This is a genomic window from Mesorhizobium sp. M3A.F.Ca.ET.080.04.2.1, from assembly GCF_003952525.1.
Classification (GTDB): Bacteria; Pseudomonadota; Alphaproteobacteria; order Rhizobiales; family Rhizobiaceae; genus Mesorhizobium.
The window spans coordinates 2570303-2592207 of record NZ_CP034451.1; the positions used below are offsets into that span (position 1 = coordinate 2570303).

Consider the following 21905-nt stretch of genomic DNA (forward strand, 5'->3'; position numbering starts at 1 on the left):
GACTATGAAACATGACTCCCAGAGTCAACATTGAAGCTGACTATTTCAGTCAAGATTTTGGTGACCTTCAAAGGATGGAGGGTCACCGCTGCCATGAGGGGGTATCGAGATGAGAATGGACATGGATTCGGTTGCGGTCGGGCGCAACCGGATGGTGGGATTTGTGTTGGCGGCAACCTGCCTATCGGCTCTCGGCAGCTTTCCCGCCGCTGCCCAGGATAACGCCGCCGAGCTCAGCCCGATCAACATCGAGGGACAGACCGACAGTCCGATCGGCCCGGATGAGGGCTACATCGCCAAGAACACCACCACGGGCTCCAAGACAGACACGCCGCTCAAGGAAATCCCGCAGTCCGTCTCAGTCGTTACCCGCAAGCAATTGGACGACCGTCAGCCGGCGCAGCTCGAGGACACGCTGTCCTATCTTGCCGGCGTGACGTCCTCGCCATGGGGCGTCGACAACCGCTTCGACCAGTGCCTGATCCGCGGCTTCGATATCTGCACGGCGGTGATCTATCGTGACGGGCTGCCGCAGAAGGTGATCGACTTCTCCGGCTTCAAGATCGAGCCCTACGGGCTGGAGCGCGTCGAGGTGCTGAAGGGCCCCGCCTCGGTCCTCTATGGCGAGAACGAGGCCGGCGGCATGGTCAATGCCGTCTCGAAGCGGCCGACGGACAAGCCGATCTATGACGGCTTCCTCAGCTATGGCAGCTTCGACACGGTCGAGGCCGGGCTCGATGTCGGCGGGCCGATCGACGATGCCGGCGTCTGGTCCTATCGTCTGACCGGCCTCGTGCGCAACGGCTCGACCGAGACGGACTATTCGCGCAACGACCGCGTCTTCGTCGCGCCGGCGCTGACATGGCAGCCCGACGCGCAGACCTCGCTCACAATCCTCGCCAACTACCAGTGGGACAGGTTGGCGCCTAACGCATTCCTGCCAGTGGCTGGCCAGGACTATCCGGCCGAACACGGCAAGCTGCCGCGCAGCTTCTTCACCGGCTCGCCCGACTTCGACCGCTTCGACGCCAACCACGGCTCGATCGGTTATCAGTTCAGCCATGAGTTCAATGAGAACTGGACGGTCAGGCAGAACCTGCGCTACTCGCATGAGGACACCGACTACCGGCAGCTCTACTACAGCGGCATGGTCGACGACCGCACCATGGCGCGCACGGCTTTCACGGTCGACGAAACGGCGTCCATTTTCAGCGTCGACAACCAAGCCGAATATCAGCAAAGCTTCGGCGAGGTCGAAAACAAGCTGCTCGTCGGCCTCGACTACAACCGCTTCTCGGTCGATGGGCAAAACGGCTATGGCGCAGGTCCCGACCTCGATATCCTCAATCCCGACTACACGACGTCGATCAGCAATCCGCCGATCTATCTCGACCGGGCGCAGACGATCGGCCAGGCCGGCCTCTATGCGCAGAACCAGGCCAAGGTCGCCGACCACTGGCTGCTGACGCTGGGCGGTCCGCCAGTCCTGGGTCGACAATTCCTATGTCGACCATTTGAACAGCGCCGGCGACAGCAGGCAGAAAGACCATGCCTTCACCAGCAATGTCGGCATCGGCTATCTCTTCGACAACGGCCTGACGCCCTATGCGAGCTATGCCGAATCCTTCACCACCAATGTCGGCCAGACGAAGTCGGGCGAGGCATTCCGGCCGTCGCTGGGCAAGCAGTACGAAGTCGGCGTGAAATACGAGCCGAGCTTCTTCCCTGGCTTCATCACCGCCTCGCTGTTCGACCTGCGCAAGACCAACGTCGTGACTTATGCCGGCGGTCCTTTCCAGGTGCAGACCGGCGAGGTGCGCCATCGCGGCCTGGAGATCGAGGCCAATGCCGATCTGGTGTCGGGGCTCAGCATGACGGCGGCCTATACCTATCTCGACGCCGAAATTATCAGCGACGCGCCTGAGGTCATCGGCAACCGGCCATCGCTGGTGCCCGAGCACCAGGCTTCTATATGGGCCAATTACGAGATCGGCGCCGGCAGGCTCGAAGGCCTGAGCTTCGGCGCGGGGGTGCGCTACATCGGCGCGAGCTTCGGCGACAACGCCAACACGATCGACGTGCCCGGCTACACGCTTGTCGACGCCGCGCTGCGCTACAAGAAAAACGGCTGGCAGGCCGCGCTCAACGTCTCCAACCTGCTCGACAAGACCTATTACTCGACCTGTTATCCCGGCGCCGGCTGCATTTACGGCGAAGGCCGCACGGTCAAGGGCAGCCTCAGCATGAAGTTCTAGGCGCCGTGTCCGCAGCCTGATTGGGGCTGGCGAGGTTGCGTATGCGTCGCTGTGCGTGGCATCAGCGGCCAATGACGCACAAGCCCACACGACGAACACCATCTGCAAAGCCGCGATCCGCCGCCGGAAAGGTGAGCCTCAATCGCGCGCTGTCGAAGCTCGGGCTGTGCTCGCGCAAGCAGGCGGAGCTGCTGATTGCTGAAGGGCGCGTGCGGGTCGCCGGCAACGTGGCGCGCGATCCATTGCAGCGCGTCGATCCCGACCGCGACCGCATCACCATCGACGGCGAGCGTGTCGTTGCCGAGCGCAAGGTCTACCTGATGCTCAACAAGCCGCGCGGGCAGGTCACTACCCGCGACGACCCGGAAGGCCGCGGCACCGTCTATGATTGCCTGGCCGATCCGGGCCTGCCCTTCGTGTCACCGGTGGGCCGCCTCGACAAGGCAAGCGAGGGCCTGCTCCTGATGACCAACGACACGCGCTGGGCGAACGGCCTGCTCGATCCCGTCTCGCATGTCGCCAAGACCTATCACGTGCAGATCGCTTCCGTGCCCGACGAGCCGATGCTCGAACGGATGCGCCAGGGAGCCGTCGCCGATGGCGAATTGCTCACGGCGAGCTCGATCGCGCTGCTGCGAAGCGGCGGACGCACCGCCTGGCTGGAAATCGTGCTCGACGAAGGGCGCAACCGCCAGATCCGCCGGCTGCTCGGCGCATTCGACGTCGAGGTGCTGAGGCTGGTGCGGGTGGCGATCGGCGGGCTCACACTCGGAGATCTCGCCAAGGGCAAGGCGCGGCACCTGACCGCCGAAGAGCTGGCGAAGCTTGCTCGGTGACAGGGAAGCCCGCGGCTATCTCTGGTTCCACTTGCGGATGACCGGCTCGGACAGGTCGTGCTCGTAGCCGAGCAGGCTGACGCTGGCCGTGTCGAGCACGAAATTCGCGCCGCCTTCCGGCGGCAGACCGATCCAGCGCGCCGCCAGCACGCGCAGGAAATGAGCGCTTGAAAAGATCAGCACATTGCCGGCGACGGCACGGAGTTCGTCGATGATGGTGTCGGCTCTGGCGCCGACATCGGGGGCCCGCTCGCCGCCGGGACAGCCATCGCGAAATACGTTCCAGCCGGGACGCCCGGCGTGGATCTCCTTCGTCGTCACGCCTTCATAGGCGCCATAGTCCCATTCCTGCAGGTCGGGCTTCTTAACCGCATCAGCGCCGAACCCGGCGAGCCGGCAGGTATCGAAGGCGCGCTGCGACGGGCTCGACCAGACGGCCTTGAACGACAGCCCGTGCAGGCGCTCCGCCAGTCCGCGCGCGGCCGCCTCGCCCTTTGCTGTCAGCGGAATATCGGTGCGGCCGGTGTGCATTCCCGTTGCGCTCCACTCCGTCTCGCCGTGGCGGGCCAGGTAGACTTCGGGGTAGGCGTTGCTCATGTCGCTGGCCTCTCGGGTCGCGCCGGAAGGTCCGGCCGCGCCACCCTATGCGGCGTGCGGCAAAAAGAACAGGCCGCGGCGAACGCAGCGGCCTGTCCAGGCTTGGGAGGATTGCCTCTGTTTGTCTACGCAATTCCGGACGGAAAACCGTCGGACACTTGTCCTGGAATTGCTTTGGTCGCTCAGGCTGGCTGGAGACCGCCCGACAGCGCCAGATCGGCCTCTTCCGGCAACTGGCCGGCCATGGCGGCGGCGAACTGCGTCTGATCGAGCTCGCCTTCCCAGCGCGCCACGACGATGGTGGCCACCGCGTTGCCGACGAAGTTGGTGAGCGCGCGGCATTCCGACATGAAGCGGTCGACGCCGAGGATCAGCGCCATGCCAGCCACCGGCACCGAAGGCACGACCGAGAGCGTGGCTGCGAGCGTGATGAAGCCGGCGCCGGTGATGCCGGCGGCACCCTTCGAGCTCAGCATGGCGACGAGCAGAAGCAGGATCTGGTCGCCGAAGGTGAGCGGCGTGTCGGTGGCCTGGGCGATGAACAGAGCGGCCAGCGTCATGTAGATGTTGGTACCATCGAGGTTGAAGGAATAGCCGGTCGGGACGACCAGTCCAACCACCGAGCGGTTGCAGCCGGCGCGCTCCATCTTGGCCATCAGGCCCGGAAGGGCAGCCTCGGACGACGAGGTGCCCAGCACCAGCAGCAGCTCTTCCTTGATGTAGCGGATCAGCGCCAGGATCGAGAAGCCGTTATACCATGCCACCGCGCCCAGCACGACCAGGACGAAGAGCAGCGACGTCAGGTAAAAAGTGCCGATGAGGAAGGCGAGGTTGGCGATCGCGCCGATGCCGTACTTGCCGACGGTGAAGGCCATGGCGCCGAAGGCGCCGATGGGAGCGGCTTTCATCAGGATGGCGACGAGGCGGAAGATCGGCGACGTCAGCGCCTGCAGGAAGTCGACCACGGGGCGGCCGCGCTCGCGGACGAGCGCCAGCGCCACGCCGAACAGCACCGAGAAGAACAGCACCTGCAGGATATCGCCGTCAGCGAAAGCGCCGGTGATGGTATTGGGGATGATGTTCATCAGGAAGCCGACGATGGTCGTATCATGCGCTTTCTCGGTGAAGGTCGTCACCTTCGTGGCGTCGAGCGTGGCCGGATTGATATGCATGCCGGCGCCCGGCTGGACGACGTTGGACACGACAAGGCCGACGACCAGCGCCAGCGTCGAGAAGACGAGGAAATAGATCATGGCCTTGCCCGCGACGCGGCCCACCTTGTGCAGGTCGGAGACGCCGGCGATGCCGGTCGCGACGGTCAGAAAGATCACCGGCGCGATCACCATCTTGACCAGCTTGATGAAGGCGTCGCCAAGCGGCTTCAGCGAAGCGCCCAGTTCGGGATAGAAATGGCCGAGCAGGATGCCGGCGGCGATCGCCGTCAGGACCTGCACATAGAGATGCCGGTAAAAGGGAACCTTGCCGCGTGGTTCCGCGGCAGCAATTGCTGTCTGCATGATGTCCTCCGTTCGGCCCCGATCGAGAAGCTCGACCTCCCGGGGCAGTTGACCTCCACAGCCTCGCGGCTGCTGCAGATACGTTAGCAATAGGCGTGCCAGATTCGCGTTCCGAGGATTCCTGCTTGATTCTGCATGCTTTTTTGACCTCGCGATTGTTGCGTGGCAAGCGGCCGTGCGGCGATCCGCATAGGCTGAATTGCGCCTTGTGCGAAATCATGCACAAATAGACCATGCTGCAACGCCCGGCCGCTGTCCTCTCCTCGACCCCCGAACTGCTTGCCGGGCGGGCGCGGCAGGCGTGGCTGCTGTTTGCGTCGGTGGCGCTGCTCATCGTGGTCGCAGCGCTCTACGGCGCCGGCCTTTATGGACGCTCGACCGAGGTCGAGGCGCTGGCCGCGCAGGGGCGGACCGATGCCAATCTCAAGGTCGCGCTGCTGCGCGCGGTGCTGGAAAATCCCCGCGCGCTGCCATTGCTGCTATCCGAGGACCAGCAGGTGCACGACGCACTGACGCAACGCAGCGCCGCCTCGATCGACGTGCTCAACCGCAAGCTCGAAGGGCTGGTCTCCGGCACCAAGGCCTCGGTGCTCTATGTCACCGGCACGGATGGGCTGGCGGTCGCTTCCAGCAACTGGCGCGAGCCCGTGAGCTTCGTCGGCAACGACTATGGCTTTCGGGCCTACTTCTCCGGCGCGATGCAATCCGGCACCGCCGAATATTTCGCGCTCGGCAATGTCAGCAAGCGGCCCGGGCTCTACATTTCGCGCCGTGTCGGCAGCGCGGCGGCACCGCTCGGCGTGGTCGTGGTCAAGATGGAGTTCGACCAGCTCGAGGCCGATTGGCACGAGGCGAACCGCCCGGCCTATGTCAGCGACGAACATGGCGTGGTGCTGATCACCAGCGTGCCCTCCTGGCGCTTCATGACCACCGCTCCGCTCAACCAGCCGGTCAGGGCCGACATCCGCTCCAGCCAACAGTTCGGCGACGCGCCGCTGGTGCCCTTGCCGATCACGCGGCCGCAACCGCTCAGCGGGGATGTCGCGCTGGTCCAGGCCATCACGCCGGGCGGTGGCGATGCCGAGTATCTGCGGCTGTCGGCGGCCGTGCCTTCGACCCCTTGGCAGCTTGACTATCTCGTTCCGGCCGAAGCGCCGATCGCCGCGGCGCAACGCGAAATGCGGCTGTTGGCGCTTGGCGTCCTGGTCCCGCTCATCGCTTTAGCCGCCTATCTGTTGTGGCGCCGGCAATCGGCGCAGATGCGGATTGCCGCCGAACAGGCGGCGCGCGCCGAGCTCGAACGCCGCGTCGCCGAGCGCACTCAGGATCTCAGCCTCGCGCGCGACCGGCTGCAGATCGAGATCGCCGACCACCGCAGCACGGAGGCGAAGCTGCAGGTCATGCAGCAGGAGCTGGTGCAGGCCAACCGTCTTGCGACCCTCGGACAGGTGGCCGCGGGCGTCGCGCATGAGATCAACCAGCCGGTGGCGACCATCCGCGCCTATGCCGACAATGCCCGTGTCTTCCTGGAGCGCAAGCAGACGGCGCCGGCCGAGGAAAATCTCGACGCCATCGCCGCGCTGACGGAACGCATCGGCTCGATCACCGAGGAGCTGAAGGCCTTTGCCCGCAAGGGCCGCACGGCGGCCGAGCCGGTCGAGCTGCGCAGCGTCATCGAAGGCGCGGTGGTGCTTTTGAGGAGCCGCTTTGCCGGGCGGCTCGAAGCCTTGGCGATCACGCTGCCCTCGCCGACGCTCAAGGTCATGGGCAACCGCCTGCGGCTCGAACAGGTGCTGATCAATCTTTTCCAGAACGCGCTGGAGGCGTTGGAAGGCCGCGACGATGCGCGGGTGGAAGTGTCAGCGATCGAGACAACCGACCGCGTGGCGCTGATCGTGTGCGACAACGGTCCCGGCATCCCGCCCGCGATCCTGAAGTCTCTGTTCACGCCGTTCAACACGTCGAAGGAGAAGGGTCTCGGCCTCGGCCTCGTCATCTCCAAGGACATTGTCGCCGACTACGGCGGACGCATCGAGGTGGCAAGCAGCGACCAGGGCACCCGCTTCACCATCCATCTCTCGAAGGCAGACGGCGCGACATGACGAACGGCAATCCGTCTCCGGTCATCCTGATCGACGACGACACCGACCTGCTGAAGGCGACGCGGCAGACGCTGGAGCTCGCCGGTTTTGCAGTGTCGGCCTTTTCCTCGGCCAGCGAGGCCCTTGCCGGCCTTAATGCCAGCTTTGCCGGCGTCGTGGTATCGGACATCCGCATGCCCGAAATGGATGGCCTGCAGCTCTTCGACCGTGTGGTCGACCTCGACCCGGATATCCCCGTCATCCTGGTCACCGGGCATGGCGACATCGCTATGGCGGTCAAGGCGATCAAGGACGGCGCCTATGATTTCATCACCAAGCCCTTCGCCGCCGACCGGCTGGCGCAAAGTGTGTGGCGTGCCGCGGAGAAGCGCCATTTGGTGATGGAGAACCGCGCCTTGCGCGAGGCGGCCGAGCAGGCGCAGGAAGGCCTGCCGCTGATCGGCCAGACGCCGGCGATGGAGCGGCTGCGCCGCACGCTGAGGCAGATCGCCGACACCGATGTCGACGTGCTGGTGACCGGCGAGACCGGCTCCGGCAAGGAGGTCGTGGCGAGCCTGCTGCATCGCTGGAGCCGCCGCGCCCAGGGCAATTTCGTCGCGCTGAATTGCGGCACGCTGCCGGACACCGTCATCGAAAGCGAATTGTTCGGCCACGAGGCCGGCGCCTTCACCGGCGCGCAGAAGAAGCGCATCGGCCGCATCGAGCATTCGAGCGGCGGCACGCTGTTCCTCGACGAGATCGAAAGCATGCCGCCGTCGACGCAGGTGCAGATGCTGCGCGTGCTGGAAATGCGCGAGGTGACGCCGCTCGGCACCAACGAGGTCCGGCCGGTCGACCTGCGCGTCGTCGCCGCCGCCAAGGTCGACCTCGGCGACCCGGCCCAGCGCGGCAATTTCCGCGAGGATCTCTATTACCGGCTCAACGTGGTAACGCTCTCGATCCCGCCGCTGCGCGAGCGCCGGGACGACGTGCCGCTCCTGTTCGGTTATTTCGCCGAGCGGGCGGCTGCCCGGTTCCGCCGCACTGTCCCCACCGCGCCGGCCGCCATCCAACGCCATCTCAGAGACCACGACTGGCCCGGGAATGTGCGCGAGCTGGCACATTTTGCCGAGCGCTTCGTGCTCGGGCTTGAAGAGATGGGTGAGAGCAGTTCCGTCGCCTCGGGCGAGATCGACGCCAACCTGCCGCTGCCGGAGCGACTGGAGCGTTACGAGGCCGAGATCATCCGCGAGACACTTGGCCGCAACGATGGCGACGTCCGGCGCACGATCGAGGCGCTCGGCATTCCGCGCAAGACCTTTTACGACAAGCTGCAACGGCACGGCATCGTGCGAAGCGATTTTTCCAGATAGGGCAAGCTTGGGGAACCCGATCCAATCCAGGCCGTTGAGCCCTGCCGGGAAACCGTGGCACGTCGGCACCAGCCACGTTCGAACGCACCGCCGTGATGGCGTTGCTGGTTGCGCTCGGCAAGCGTTGATGGTTTGTTGCCGCCCAGCGGAGAACGAATGATGCGCGAATCCCTCGGTCAGGACGAATACGGCTCGGCCAACCCTTTCGATCCGGAAGACCTGCAGAATCTCAACGCACTGGGGCCGGCCATGGGCAGCGGCAATGATTTCGAGAAATACGCCGTCGCCGTCATCATCGTGTTTGGCGCCTTGATCATCGGCGGCCTGATGGCCGCCTCGATGGCGTTCGGCCACCGCAACGGTTTCCTGTTCGCGCTCGGAGGCGCCACCTCGGCCTGGATTTCGGGCAACGCTCTGCTGCTCGACCGGCCGCGCCTCTACGCGCTGTTCGTCGGCATCGCGGCCGTGCTCCTGATCGCATCGACGATCACGCTGGTCGCCTGATCCGCCAGTCAGTAGCCCAGCGCCTCGCCAGCCGCGGCGCGGCTGTCGATGGCGCCGTTGTAGCGCGCGCCGCCGCCTTTCCCGATCTCCGCGAGGCTCTTGCCGCCGACCAGTATGCCGGCCGCCTGGCCCCAGGTCTGGTCGGCAAGGTCGAGGTGATAGCCCATGCCGGCCAAGAGCCTCTCGGTGTCGGGCGACAGACCGAACGGCTCGATATAGACGGTGTCAGGCAGCCACTGGTGATGGATGCGTGGCGCGTCGATGGCCTCCTGGATGTTCATGCCATGATCAATCACGTTGACGATCGCCTCCAGCGTGATGGTGATGATGCGCGAACCGCCCGGGCTGCCGATGACCATGAACGGCTTGCCGTCCTTGGTCACGATCGTCGGGCTCATCGATGACAGCGGCGTCTTCTTCGGCTGGATGGCGTTGGCCTCGCCCTGGACCAGCCCGTAGAGATTGGGCACGCCCGGCTTCTGGGTGAAATCGTCCATCTCGTTGTTGAGCAGGATGCCGGTGCCGTCGGCGACCACGCCGGCGCCGAAGGAGCCGTTGAGCGTATAGGTGACCGCTACCGCGTTGCCGTCATTGTCGATGATCGAATAGTGGGTGGTTTCCTTAGACTCGCCGAAGCCCTTGGGCATCAATTCCTTCGACACGCCGGCGCGGAACGGATCGATCTTGTCGCGAATGTCCTTGGCATAGCTTTTGTCGAGCAGCTTCGAGACCGGATTGTCGACGAAATCCGGATCGCCGAGCGCCGAATTGCGGTCGACATAGGCATGGCGCATGGCCTCGACCATGACATGCACCGTCTCGGCCGAACCGGCGCCGAGATAGGACAGCGGGTATCCTTCGAGCACGTTGAGGATTTCGCAGATGATGACGCCGCCCGAGCTCGGCGGCGGCGAGGAGATGATCTCGTAGCCGCGATAGGAGCAGGTGACGGGCTTCAGCTCGCGCACGGCATATTGCTCGAAATCGGCCTTGGCCAGGATGCCGCCCTTGGCGCCGCTGGCCTTGACGATGGCGTCGGCAATCGGCCCCTTGTAAAAGGCCTCGGGGCCCTTTTCGGAAATGGCGGATAGCGAGGCGGCAAGGTCCGGCTGCATCAGCCGCTCGCCGGCGGTGTAGGGCTTGCCATCCTTTTTCAAGAAAATTGCGGCCGCAGCCGGATCCTTGGCCAACCGTGCAGCGCCACTCGCAAAGGAGGCGGCGTCGCCCTGGTTCAGCACGAAACCGTCCTTGGCATAGGCGATTGCCGCTGCCATCAGATCCTGCCTGGGCCGCGTCCCGTATTTCTGGCGCGCCATCTCGAAGCCGGCAACCGAACCGGGAACGCCGACGGCGAGATAGCCGTCGAGGCTGGCGCCTTTGATGGGATTGCCGTCCTTATCGAGATACATGGTTTTGGTGGAGGCCAGCGGCGCGCGCTCGCGGAAGTCGATGAAGCTCGAGCGGCCGTCCTTCAGGCGAATGGTCATGAAACCGCCGCCGCCGATATTGCCGGCGTTCGGATAGACGACGGCCAGCGCATAGCCGACGGCAACCGCCGCATCTACGGCGTTGCCGCCCTTCTTCAGCACCTCGACACCGACCTCGGAGGCCAGATGCTGAGCGGTCACCACCATGCCGTGCTCGCCCTTGGAGGGAGCGGGCGACGCAGCGAAAACCGCTGTTGACTGTGCAAGGGCGAAGCTGAGCGACAGGCTGAGGGCGATCAGCGTCCGGCGGGTGATAGGCATTGGCGGGGCTCTCCGGGGCGTGGGAACGCCTAGGAAAGACCGTGGAAGCGCGTTAGTCCAATAAAAATCGAATTATCGAACGGCTTCGGCTCAAACAATCCCGCCGCCGCCACCCGCCACCGCCGGCCTTTCCGCCGCGACCTTCGCGCGGTAGCCGGCCTCGCGATAGGCGGCGACCGGATCGATGGCGCCGCCTGTCCTGAGCCGCGCCATGGCGAGAATCGGTTCGACATCGGTCCGATAGGCCGCCTTCAGCGTCTGTGTCGCCATCAGCGCGTCGTTGGCCTCCTGGAAGCTTTCCAGCGCCTTGCGGTCGACGAGCAGCGCCTGGGCATAGGCGCGCTGCACCTCGACCGCCGACAGCATCAGGCTTTCGATCGGATCGGTGACGTTGTGGCTCTGGTCGAGCATGTGCGCGGGATTGAAACCGTTGGCGCCGGCAAGCTCTGCATCGACCAACTCGTTGAAGACGAGGAACAGCCGATAGGGATCGATGGAGCCGGCATCGAGGTCGTCGTCGCCATATTTGGAATCGTTGAAGTGGAAGCCACCCAGCTTGCCGAACTGGATCAGCCGCGACACGATCATTTCGATGTTGACGTTGGGCGCGTGGTGGCCGAGGTCGACCAGGCAGAAGGCCTTGTCGCCGAGCTCCCTGGCGATGATGTAGTTGGTGCCCCAGTCCTGCACGACCGTCGAATAGAAGGCCGGCTCGTACATCTTGTGCTCGGTGAACAAGCGCCAGTCATCCGGCAGGCCGGCATAGATTTCGCGCATGGCATCGAGATAGCGCTCGAAGGCCTTGGCGAAATTGACCTGGCCGGGGAAATTCGAGCCGTCGCCGATCCACACCGTCAGCGCCTTCGAGCCCAGCGTATTGCCGATCTCGATGCATTCGAGATTGTGCTCGACCGCCTGCCGGCGCGTGCCGGCATCGGCGTGCGACAGCGAGCCGAACTTATAGGAGAGCTTCTGATCAAGGGCGTCGGAGAAGGTGTTGGAATTCATGGCATCGAAACTGAGACCGAAGCGGGACGCCGCCTGCTTCAGCCGGTTGGGATCGGCCTTGTCCCAGGGGATGTGCAGCGAGACGGTGGGTGTTGCCCGTGTCAGTTGCTGGATGACGGCGCAGTCCTCGACCTTGTCGAAGATGTCGCGCGGCTCGCCTGGACCGGGAAAGCGGGCGAAGCGCGTGCCGCCGGTGCCGACACCCCAGGAGGGGATGGCGACACCGAATTTTTCCACCTTGTCGCGGATGGCGTCGATGGCGATGCCGCCCCGGTCGAGGCGCTCGCCGAGCGAGGCATAGTCGCGCTCGAGATCGGTTTTGCGGGCGGCATTGCCCTTTTCGATGACGTCAGCCGAGATGATCAATTCGGACACTGCAATTCCTCCCAAAATGCGTTCGGCTGGCGCTGCCCCTCATCCGCCTGCCGGCACCTTCTCCCCGTATTGACGGGGAGAAGGGAAGCACTCCGGCGCTGGCGTCCCCCTCTCCCCGTTCTTCACCGGGAGAGGGTAAGGGTGAGGGGCAGCGCCGCCCTCAATAGTTTACCGCGTAAAGCTTTGCGCGTTGCCGGCGTCGACATTGACGATGTTGCCGGTCGACTTGGCCGACATGTCGGAGGCGAAGAAGTAGATCGCCTCGGCGATGTCCTCCGGGAAAACCGAGCGCTTCAGCATCGAGCGCGAGCGGTAATGCTCCTCGAGATCGTCGGTCGACATCTTGTAGGCGGCGGCGCGCTGTTCCTTCCATTCGCCGCTCCAGATCTTGGAGCCGCGCAGCACGGCGTCCGGATTGACGACGTTGACCCTGATCTGCGCCTCCGCGCCTTCCAGCGCCAGGCAGCGCGCCAGATGGATCTCGGCCGCCTTGGCCGTGCAATAGGCGGAAGCGTTGGGGGAAGCGGCTAGCCCGTTCTTGGAGGCGACGAAGACGACATTGCCGCCGATCTTCTGCACGCGGAACAGCCGGAAGGCCTCGCGCGAGACAAGGAAGTAGCCGGTCGACAGAATGTCCATATTCTTGTTCCACAGCGCCAGCGTCGTCTCCTCGATCGGCGCCGATGAGGCCAGGCCAGCGTTCGAAACCAGAATGTCGATGCCGCCGAACTCGACCGCGGTTTCGGCGAAGCCGGCGACAACCTGCTCCTCCGAGGTGACGTTGATGACCACCGGGCGGACGAAGTCCTTGCCGAAGGCTTTGGAAAGCTCTTCGTTGGCGCTGGCGAGTGCCGCCTCGTCGATATCGGCCAGCACCACGCAGGCGCCTTCGCGCAGCAGGCGGCTGGCGGTAGCGCGGCCGATACCGCCGGCGCCGCCGGTGACCAGCGCGATCTGGCCGGCCAATGCCTTCGGCTTCGGCAGGCGCTGCAGCTTGGCTTCTTCGAGCTGCCAGTATTCGATGTCGAACGCTTCCTGTTCCGGCAGACCGACATAGGAGGAGACGGTCGAGGCGCCGCGCATGACGTTGATCGCATTGACGTAGAATTCGCCGGAAATGCGCGCGGTCGCCTTGTCGCCGGCGAAGGTGAACATGCCGACGCCCGGCATGAGATAGACCACCGCGTTCGGATCGCGCACGGGGGGCGAATCCGCATGCTTGCAGCGGTCGTAATAGGCCTGGTAGCCGGCGCGGTATTCGGCGACATCGTTCGCAAGGCGCGCGATGACTGCATCGACATCCGGTTTCGCCGGGTCGAACTCGATGACCAGCGGCCGGATCTTGGTGCGCAGGAAATGATCCGGGCAGGACGTGCCGAGAGCCGCCAGGGGGCGCAGGTGCTTCGAATTGACGAATTCGAGCACTGCCGGCTGGTCGTCGAAATGACCGAGCTTGTGGCTCTTTTCGGAGACAAGGCCGCGGATTCTCGGCATCAGCTTCGCGGCGATGGCGCGGCGCGCCGGCGCATCGAGCGACTGCACCGCCTCGCCGCCGAAGATCGCCACGCCTTCCGACCGGCGCTCGAACCACTCCATGGCCTGGTTGATCACCGAAATCGTCGTCTCGTAACACTCCTTGGGCGTGTCGCCCCAGGTGAACAGTCCGTGACTTTCGAGCACGACGCCCTTGGCATCGGGATTTTCGAGGCAGAATGTCTCCAGCCACAGGCCGAGCTCGAAGCCCGGCCGCTTCCAGGGCAGCCAGCCGATGGCATCGCCGAAGATCTCCTTCGTGATCGCCTTGGAATCCTTGGCGGCGGCGATCGCGATGATGGCGTCGGGATGCATGTGATCAACGCAGGCCTTGGGCACGAAGGCATGCAGCGGCGTGTCGATCGAGGCCGCGCGAGGATTGAGGTTGAAGGTGCAATGCGGCAGGTAGCCGACCATCTCGTCCTCATGCGCGAGCCCGCGATAGAGGCCCTTCAGCGCGCGCAGCTTTTCCATGTAGAGCGTGGCGAAGCCGTCGAGCTTGATCGAGGCGCTGTCGCCGCCCGAGCCCTTGACCCATAGCACCTCGACATCCTCGCCGGTCAGCGGGTCCTTCTGCCAGACCTTGGACGAGGTGTTGCCGCCGCCATAGTTGGTGACGCGCTTGTCGGAGCCGAGCGTGTTCGAGCGATAGACAAGAAGCTCGGGACCGCTCATCCCCACGGTTTTCGCATCGTCCCAAAGATTGGCGAGGCGCGAGCCGGAGCGCTTGTCGAGCATATGAGGATCCTCCCTTGGAGCGCGAACGTCGCGCTCCTCTTTCTCGCGGCGAATGTCTACGCAAGCGGGCGGCTTGTCAATCATAAACGATCAATATCGATCATATTGCACTGCACAATGAAAATATATGATCGGAAATGATTGACACTGCGCGCTTTCTAGTGCCTGATGGTCGCGCAGGGAGGAACCATGCACGAAAAAGAGCGCCACAGGATCATTCTGTCCGCCGTCCAGGAAAAGCCTGTGGTGACGGTGCAGGAGATGGTCGACCTCACGGACTCTTCCGAGGCGACGATCCGGCGCGATATTGCGGCGCTGCATGTGCAAAAACGCCTGCGCCGGGTGCGCGGCGGCGCCGAGGCGATCTCGCCGCCGCAGTTCATCGGCCTTGCCGGACGGCCCTTCTCGGTCAACGAGACGCTGAACGCCACGCAGAAGCGGGCGATAGCCCGGGAGGCGGTGAACCTCTGCAACGATGGCGAGCCGATCATCATCAATGGCGGCACCACCACCTTCCAGATGGTGCATTTTCTGTCCGGACGGCGCATGCCGATCTTCACCAATTCGTTCCCGATCGCCGAGCATCTGCTCAAGCATTCGAAAAACACGGTGATGCTGTCGGGCGGCACGATCTACCGCGAGCAGAACATCATCCTGTCTCCCTTCGACAATGACGTGACGCGCAATTTCTATGCGCGCCGCATGTTCATGGGCGCACAAGGCCTGGGACCCCTGGGGCTGATGGAAGGCGACCCGCTCTTGATTCAGGCCGAGCAGAAGCTGATCGACCAGGCCGACGAACTGGTGGTGCTGGTCGATTCCTCAAAATTCCGCATGCGCTCCAGCCTGATCCTGTGCGGGCTGTCGCGCATCGCGACGGTGATCACCGACGACGGCATAGAGGATCGCGAAGCCAAGATGCTCGAGACTGCCGGTGTGGCGCTGGTCGTCGCCCGCAGACAGTCAGGCGAGAAGGAAGAATCTTCACTGCAGGCCTGAGGCGGCCCGCAGCGGCGATGGAATGCAACGCTCAAGGGAGGATATTCGATGAGCTTTTTGAAGAAACTGCTGGTCACGGCGGCGTTTTCCGCCGCCATGTTCGTCAACGCCGCCTATGCCGAGAACGTCAAGATCGCGCTGGTCGTGAAGTCGCTCGGCAACGGCTTCTTCGACGCCGCCAACAAGGGCGCCGAGGAAGCGGCCAAGGAACTGGGCGATGTCGACGTCATCTACACCGGCCCGACCAAGGCGACCGCCGAGGCGCAGATCGAGGTGATCAATTCGCTGATCGCGCAGAAGGTCAATGCCATCGCCGTTTCGGCCAACGACGCCGACGCGCTGGTGCCGGTGCTGAAGAAGGCGATGGACCGCGGCATCACCGTGATCTCGTGGGACTCGGGCGTGGCCAAGGAAGGGCGCCAGCTCCATCTCAACCCGTCCGACACCAACCTGATCGGCGAAACCATCATCAAGCTCGCCGCCGACTACCTGCCGGAAGGCGGCGAGGTCGCCATTTTGTCGGCCTCCTCGACCGCGACCAACCAGAACGCCTGGATCGAGGCGGCCAAGAAGGTGCTGCCGGAGAAATTCCCGAAGATCAAGCTCGTCGCCACCGTCTATGGCGATGACGACTCGGCCAAGAGCACGGACGAAGCCAAGGGCCTGTTGAAGTCCTATCCCAATCTCAAGGCGATCATCGCGCCGACCACCGTCGGCGTCGTCGCCGCGGCGCAGGTGGTGACCGACGAGAACCTGATCGGCAAGGTCAACGTCACCGGCCTGGCGCTGCCGTCGGAGTTCAAGAAGTTCATCGACAATGGCGCCAGCCAGGCGGTCGCGCTGTGGAACCCGATCGACCTCGGCTACTCGGCCATCTACCTCGCCCACGACCTGGCGGTGAAGAAGGAAGAGGCCAAGCCCGGCGCCACGCTGTCGATCGGCCGCGTCGGCAAGGTAACGCTCGACGACACCAACTCGGCTGCGATGGCTCCGCCCTTCCAGTTCGACAAGACCAACATCGAGAAGTTCTCCAAGATCTATTGATCCTGGTCGGCTTCGAACTCATGCGGCGGGACAATTGTCCCGCCGCAACTTCAAACGGACCTTCTCTCAGGGCCTGACACGGATATGGACACGACTGCCCAGCGCAAAATGGAGACGGAGCGGCCCGAGCCGTCAGGCCTGATTGAGAGCGCCAGCCCGCGCCTGACGCTCTCAGGCATTTCCAAGAGTTTCCCGGGCGTGCGCGCGCTGCACAATGTCAGCCTATCGCTCTATCCGGGGCAGGTGACGGCGCTGATCGGCGAGAATGGCGCCGGCAAGTCGACGCTGGTCAAGATCATGACCGGCATCTACCAGCCCGACGCCGGCGAGATCGGCATCGACGGGCAAACCACCACGCTCCCCAGCGCCCATGCCGCCTTCGGCCACGGCATCACCGCCATTCACCAGGAGACCGTGCTGTTCGACGATCTGTCGGTCGCCGAAAACATCTTTCTCGGCCACGCGCCGCGCACCCGCTTCGGCATCATCGACTGGCGCACCATGCGCAAGAACGCGCGCGAGGTGCTGGAGACGATGCGTGCCGGGCATATCGACGCCGACGCACGTCTGAAAGACCTCGGCATCGCCAACAAGCATCTGGTCGCTGTGGCACGCGCCATGTCGATCGATGCGCGCATCGTCATCATGGACGAGCCGACGGCGGCGCTTTCGATGAAGGAGATCGAAGAGCTTTTCCTCCTGATCGAATTCCTCAAGAGCGAAGGCAAGGCGGTGCTCTTCATCAGCCATAAGTTCGACGAGATCTACCGCATCGCCGACCGCTACACCGTCTTCCGCGACGGCGAGATGGTCGGCGAGGGTCTGCTGAAAGATACCGGCCAGAACGAGATCGTGCGCATGATGGTCGGCCGCAACGTCGACCACATCTTCCCGGAGCGCGAGCCGAAGATCGGCGCGCCGGTGCTTGTCGTGTCCGGCCTGTCGCATCCGACCGAATTCGACGACATCGGCTTCGAGCTGCGCAAGGGCGAGATCCTCGGTTTCTACGGGCTGGTCGGCGCCGGGCGCAGCGAGGTGATGCAGGCGATCGCCGGCATCACGCGCACGAGCCGAGGCACCATCTCGCTGGACAGCCAGACGATCGCGCCGAAATCGGCCGCGGATTCCATCGAGGCCGGCATCGTCTATGTGCCGGAAGAGCGCGGCAAGCAGGGCGTGGTTATCGGCCTGCCGATCTTTCAGAACGTCTCGCTGCCATCGCTCAAGCGGACCTCGAAATCCGGCGTGCTCAGGCTGGCGGAAGAGTTCGCGCTCGCCCGCTCCTATACCGAGCGCCTTGATCTGCGCGCCTCTTCGCTCAGCCAGGACGTCGGAACGCTTTCCGGCGGCAACCAGCAGAAAGTGGTCATCGCCAAATGGCTGGCCACCGCGCCCAAGGTCATCATCCTCGACGAACCGACCAAGGGCATCGACATCGGCTCCAAGGCCGCCGTGCACGGCTTCATGGCGGAGCTGGTCGCGCAGGGGCTTTCGGTGATCATGGTCTCATCGGAACTGCCCGAGATCCTTGGCATGTCGGACCGGGTGGTGGTCATGCGCGAGGGCCGCATCGCGGCAACCTACGACAACAAGGGCCTCGACGCCGAGACGCTGGTCAGGACAGCAGCGGGGATCGCGGCATGAAGAACTTCCTCAAATATCGCGAGATCTGGCTGCTTGCCGGCATCGTCGTGCTGATCGGCCTGATTTCGACGCGCTTCCCTGGTTTCGCCAATCCGGCCAACCTGCGCCAGGTGTTCAACGACACTTCGATCCTGATGATCCTGGCGCTCGGCCAGATGGTGGTGATCCTGACGCGCTCGATCGACCTGTCGATGGCGTCCAATCTTTGCTTCACCGGCATGGTGGTGGCGATGCTCAATGCCGCGCATCCGGCGATCCCGATTCCGGTGCTGATCGTCATCGCGCTGCTCGTCGGCCTGATCCTCGGCGCATTCAACGGCTTCCTGGTGTGGCGGCTGAACATTCCCTCCATCGTGGTGACGCTCGGCACGCTCACCATCTATCGGGGGGCGACATTCGTCATTTCCGGAGGCGCCTGGGTCAATGCCGACCAGATGAGCCCGGACTTCATCAATTTCCAGCGCGCCGCCTTCCTCGGCCTGCCGGTGCTGTCGTGGATCGCCATCCTGGTGATCGCGCTGTTCTTCCTGGTGATGACACGCACCGCTATCGGCCGCTCGATCCATGCCATCGGCGTGAACCCGACCGCCTCGGTCTATGCCGGCATCGATGTCGGCCGCACCAAGTTCATCGTCTTTTGCATTTCCGGCATGATCGGCGGGCTCGCCGGGTACTTATGGATCTCGCGCTATGTGATCGCCTCGGTCGAAGTCGCCAACGGCTATGAGCTCAACATCATCGCCGCCTGCGTCATCGGCGGCATCTCGATCGCCGGCGGCATCGGCTCGGTCGGCGGCGCGGTGTTAGGGGCGCTGTTCCTCGGCATCATCTCCAACGCACTGCCGGTCATCAACGTCTCGCCCTTCTGGCAGATGGCGATCTCGGGCAGCGCCATCATCCTGGCCGTGGTGCTCAATGCACGCGGCGAGCGCCGGCAGGGCCGCATCATCCTCAGAAAGGCGGAAGCGGCATGACCGACACCCCTGCCCCGCGTCATATCCCCGACCGGCTCGACAAGCCGCTCTCCTCGGCGATCTTCTCCTGGGAGGCGCTGCTGGTCGTGATCGCCATCATCATCTTTGCGATCAACAGCTTCGCCTCGCCCTATTTCCTCGATCCGTGGTCGCTGTCGGACCTGACCTTCAACTTCACCGAAAAGGCCCTGATCGCGCTCGCCATGGCGCTGTTGATCATCTCCGGCGAGATCGACCTGTCGGTCGCCGCGATCGTGGCGCTCGCCTCGACGATGATGGGCATGGCCTTGCAAGCCGGCGCAGGCATGCCGGTGCTGGTGGCGATCGGCATCGCCGTCGGGCTCGGCTGCGGCGCCTTCAACGGACTGCTGGTGACCAGGCTCGGCCTGCCCTCCATCGTCGTCACCATCGGCACGATGAGCCTGTTTCGCGGCATTGCCTTCATCATTCTCGGCGACCAGGCCTATAAGGGCTATCCGGAGAGTTTTGCCTTCTTCGGGCAGGGCTATGTCTGGTGGGTTTTCTCGTTCGAGCTGGCGCTGTTCCTGGTCGCGGCGCTCGTCTACTGGTTCGTGCTGCACCGCACGAGCTTCGGCCGTCACGTGTTCGCCATCGGCAACAATCCGGTCGCCTGCCAGTTCTCCGGCGTGCGCGTCGATCGCATCAAGTTCATCCTGTTCTGCCTGACGGGGCTGATGTCGGGCATCGCCTCCGTGCTGATCACCTCGCGCCTCGGCTCGACGAGGCCGTCGATCGCGCAGGGCTATGAGCTCGAGGCGATCACCATGGTGGTGCTGGGCGGTGTCTCCATCCTCGGCGGCGCCGGCAGCATCCTTGGCGTGGTCCTTGCCGCCTTCATCATGGGCCTGGTGACCTTCGGCCTTGGCCTGCTCAACGTGCCGGGCATCGTCATGTCGATCTTCATCGGCCTGCTGCTGATCATCGTGATCGCGCTGCCGATCGTCTGGCGGCGGCTGCGCGAGGGGCGCTTCGCCTGATGGAAAAATACGCTTTCAAGATGAAGATCAATCCCGGCATGAAGGCCGAGTACAAGCGCCGCCACGACGAGATCTGGCCGTCGCTGGTCGCCCTGCTCAAGCAGGCCGGCGTCTCCGACTATTCGATCCATCTCGACGAGGAGACCAGTATCCTGTTCGGGGTGCTGTGGCGGCGTGACGATCACGGCATGGCCGATTTGCCGAAGCATCCGGTGATGCAGCGCTGGTGGGCGCATATGGCCGATATCATGGAAACCCGGGCCGACAACGAGCCGGTGGCAATGCCGCTGGAAACGATGTTCCATATGGCATGATCCGCAAGGTCGCCGTCATCGATATCGGCAAGACGAATGCCAAGGTGGCGCTGGTCGATCTCGCCACCATGCGCGAGGTGGGGCTGCGGCGCACGGCCAACGCCGCCGCCGCGGAAGGCCTCTACCCTCATCACGATGTCGAGCGCTTGTGGGCCTTCATCCTGGAGAGCCTCGGGACGCTGCACGCCAAGCAGCACATCGATGCCATCTCGATCACCACCCATGGCGCGACGGCCGTCCTGGTGGATGCCGAAGGCAGCCTGGCGCTGCCGGTGATCGATTATGAATTCGCCGGACCCGATGCATTGAGCAGTGAGTATGACGCCGTCCGCCCGCCCTTCGCCGAGACCGGCACGCCGCGTCTGCCGGCCGGCCTCAACATCGGCGCGCAGCTCTTTTTTCAGCAGCAGCGGTTTGCGACGGACTTCGCCCGAGCTGCCGCGATCCTTATGTATCCGCAATACTGGGCGCTCAGGCTGACCGGCGTCGCCGCCAACGAGGTGACGTCGCTCGGCTGCCATACCGACCTGTGGAATCCCTGGCAGGCCGACTATTCATCGCTCGTCGACCGGATGGGCTGGCGGCGGCTGATGGCGCCGGTGCGACCTGCGAAAGACCGGCTGGGACCGATCCGGCAGGGAATCGCGCAGAAGACCGGGCTTGAGCCGCACACGCCGGTGTTGTGCGGGCTGCACGATTCCAACGCCTCGCTGCTGCCGCATCTGTTGTCCGATCGGCCGCCCTTCTCCGTTGTCTCGACCGGCACCTGGGTCGTCGCGATGGCCGTCGGCGGCCGGAAGGTCGAACTGGATCCGGCGCGCGACACGCTGGTCAATGTCAACGCGCTCGGCGATCCCGTGCCCTCGGCGCGCTTCATGGGCGGGCGCGAGTTCTCGTTGCTGACCGGTGGCAAATCCCAAGCCTGGAGCGAGGACGATGTCGCCAGCGTGCTGGCGCGAAACGCCTTGCTTCTGCCATCGGCTCAGCAGGGCTCCGGGCCGTTTCCCGATCGCGAACAGCAGTGGATCGATGCCGGGGCCCTGAGTCCCGGCGAGCGCTTCGTCGCCATCTCATTCTATCTCGCGCTGATGACCGCGACCTGCCTGGAACTGATCGGCAGCGACGGGCCGACCATCGTCGAGGGACCCTTCGCGCAGAACCTGCCTTTCATCCGCATGCTGGCAGCAGCGACGGAGCGGCCGGTCATCGACTCGGAGGGTTCTACCGGCACCAGCGTCGGCGCGGCGCTTCTGGTCGCGGACGGCGCCGCGGTGATGAGCAAGGGCGAGCGCACCAAGCCGCCGGTGGAGCTCGCCTGGGGCAAATATGCGCGTGCCTGGCGGGCAGCCATCTAATTACCAGTCGAT

General features: G+C 64.3%; 17 protein-coding genes and 1 pseudogene. 13 read left to right on the forward strand and 5 right to left on the reverse strand.

Annotation, left to right across the window (positions count from 1 at the left end):
• Positions 1–151: 151 nt before the first annotated feature.
• The 3 genes and pseudogenes from EJ074_RS30585 to EJ074_RS12345 form a co-directional block, all read left to right on the forward strand.
• Positions 152–1462: pseudogene (locus tag EJ074_RS30585) on the forward strand (TonB-dependent receptor); the annotation flags it as partial.
• 52 nt (positions 1463–1514) lie between these two features.
• Positions 1515–2255: a TonB-dependent receptor gene (locus tag EJ074_RS30590; RefSeq protein ID WP_129553483.1), complete on the forward strand. Its 741-nt coding sequence runs from the start codon at positions 1515–1517 to the stop codon at positions 2253–2255.
• Between the two features lie 71 nt (positions 2256–2326).
• A complete protein-coding gene (locus EJ074_RS12345) occupies positions 2327–3091 on the forward strand; it encodes a pseudouridine synthase (RefSeq protein WP_095807802.1) in 765 nt (254 codons plus the stop codon).
• Positions 3092–3106: 15 nt separating this feature from the next.
• On the opposite strand, the gene EJ074_RS12350 is transcribed toward EJ074_RS12345, so the two are convergent.
• A complete protein-coding gene (locus EJ074_RS12350) occupies positions 3107–3688 on the reverse strand; it encodes a histidine phosphatase family protein (RefSeq protein WP_095807801.1) in 582 nt (193 codons plus the stop codon).
• Positions 3689–3870: 182 nt separating this feature from the next.
• Complete coding sequence (locus tag EJ074_RS12355; RefSeq protein WP_095807800.1) at positions 3871–5205, reverse strand: dicarboxylate/amino acid:cation symporter; 1335 nt, start codon at positions 5203–5205, stop codon at positions 3871–3873.
• A 233-nt stretch (positions 5206–5438) separates the two neighbouring features.
• Here EJ074_RS12355 and EJ074_RS12360 point away from each other — a divergent pair, with 233 nt between their 5' ends.
• The 3 genes from EJ074_RS12360 to EJ074_RS12370 all read left to right on the forward strand — a co-directional run bounded on the left by EJ074_RS12360 (position 5439) and on the right by EJ074_RS12370 (position 9163).
• Positions 5439–7307: an ATP-binding protein gene (locus EJ074_RS12360; protein ID WP_095807799.1), complete on the forward strand. Its 1869-nt coding sequence runs from the start codon at positions 5439–5441 to the stop codon at positions 7305–7307.
• Positions 7304–8659 (forward strand): sigma-54 dependent transcriptional regulator, encoded by a 1356-nt coding sequence (locus EJ074_RS12365; RefSeq protein WP_095807798.1) that lies wholly within the window; start codon positions 7304–7306, stop codon positions 8657–8659. The genes EJ074_RS12360 and EJ074_RS12365 overlap by 4 nt, the downstream gene beginning before the upstream one ends.
• 156 nt (positions 8660–8815) lie before the next feature.
• Positions 8816–9163: a hypothetical protein gene (locus tag EJ074_RS12370; protein ID WP_165349918.1), complete on the forward strand. Its 348-nt coding sequence runs from the start codon at positions 8816–8818 to the stop codon at positions 9161–9163.
• Between the two features lie 8 nt (positions 9164–9171).
• On the opposite strand, the gene ggt is transcribed toward EJ074_RS12370, so the two are convergent.
• From ggt to EJ074_RS12385, 3 genes are all read right to left on the reverse strand, one after another.
• A complete protein-coding gene (ggt, locus tag EJ074_RS12375; RefSeq protein WP_095807797.1) occupies positions 9172–10911 on the reverse strand; it encodes a gamma-glutamyltransferase in 1740 nt (579 codons plus the stop codon).
• Positions 10912–11001: 90 nt separating this feature from the next.
• Positions 11002–12294: an L-rhamnose catabolism isomerase gene (gene rhaI, locus EJ074_RS12380; RefSeq protein WP_129553484.1), complete on the reverse strand. Its 1293-nt coding sequence runs from the start codon at positions 12292–12294 to the stop codon at positions 11002–11004.
• A 168-nt stretch (positions 12295–12462) separates the two neighbouring features.
• Entirely contained in the window at positions 12463–14565 is a 2103-nt protein-coding gene (locus EJ074_RS12385; RefSeq protein ID WP_095807795.1) for a bifunctional rhamnulose-1-phosphate aldolase/short-chain dehydrogenase, read from the reverse strand.
• Between the two features lie 189 nt (positions 14566–14754).
• Between EJ074_RS12385 and EJ074_RS12390 the strand changes: the two genes are divergently transcribed.
• The 7 genes from EJ074_RS12390 (at position 14755) to EJ074_RS12420 (ending at position 21893) form a co-directional block, all read left to right on the forward strand.
• On the forward strand, positions 14755–15564 hold the full coding sequence (locus tag EJ074_RS12390) for a DeoR/GlpR family DNA-binding transcription regulator (RefSeq protein ID WP_095807794.1): 810 nt from the start codon (positions 14755–14757) through the stop codon (positions 15562–15564).
• Between the two features lie 48 nt (positions 15565–15612).
• Complete coding sequence (gene rhaS / locus EJ074_RS12395) at positions 15613–16608, forward strand: rhamnose ABC transporter substrate-binding protein (RefSeq protein ID WP_095807793.1); 996 nt, start codon at positions 15613–15615, stop codon at positions 16606–16608.
• Between the two features lie 84 nt (positions 16609–16692).
• Complete coding sequence (locus EJ074_RS12400) at positions 16693–18252, forward strand: sugar ABC transporter ATP-binding protein (protein ID WP_095807792.1); 1560 nt, start codon at positions 16693–16695, stop codon at positions 18250–18252.
• Positions 18249–19226, forward strand: coding sequence for an ABC transporter permease (locus tag EJ074_RS12405; RefSeq protein ID WP_095807791.1), 978 nt, complete (start codon positions 18249–18251; stop codon positions 19224–19226). Before EJ074_RS12400 ends, EJ074_RS12405 begins: the two co-directional genes overlap by 4 nt.
• Complete coding sequence (locus EJ074_RS12410) at positions 19223–20224, forward strand: ABC transporter permease (RefSeq protein ID WP_095807790.1); 1002 nt, start codon at positions 19223–19225, stop codon at positions 20222–20224. Before EJ074_RS12405 ends, EJ074_RS12410 begins: the two co-directional genes overlap by 4 nt.
• A complete protein-coding gene (gene rhaM / locus EJ074_RS12415) occupies positions 20224–20538 on the forward strand; it encodes an L-rhamnose mutarotase (RefSeq protein WP_176478409.1) in 315 nt (104 codons plus the stop codon). The genes EJ074_RS12410 and rhaM overlap by 1 nt, the downstream gene beginning before the upstream one ends.
• The gene (locus EJ074_RS12420) at positions 20535–21893 is read left to right on the forward strand and encodes an FGGY-family carbohydrate kinase (protein ID WP_095807788.1); all 1359 of its coding nucleotides are present in this window, start codon (positions 20535–20537) and stop codon (positions 21891–21893) included. Before rhaM ends, EJ074_RS12420 begins: the two co-directional genes overlap by 4 nt.
• The last annotated feature ends 12 nt before the right edge of the window (positions 21894–21905 follow it).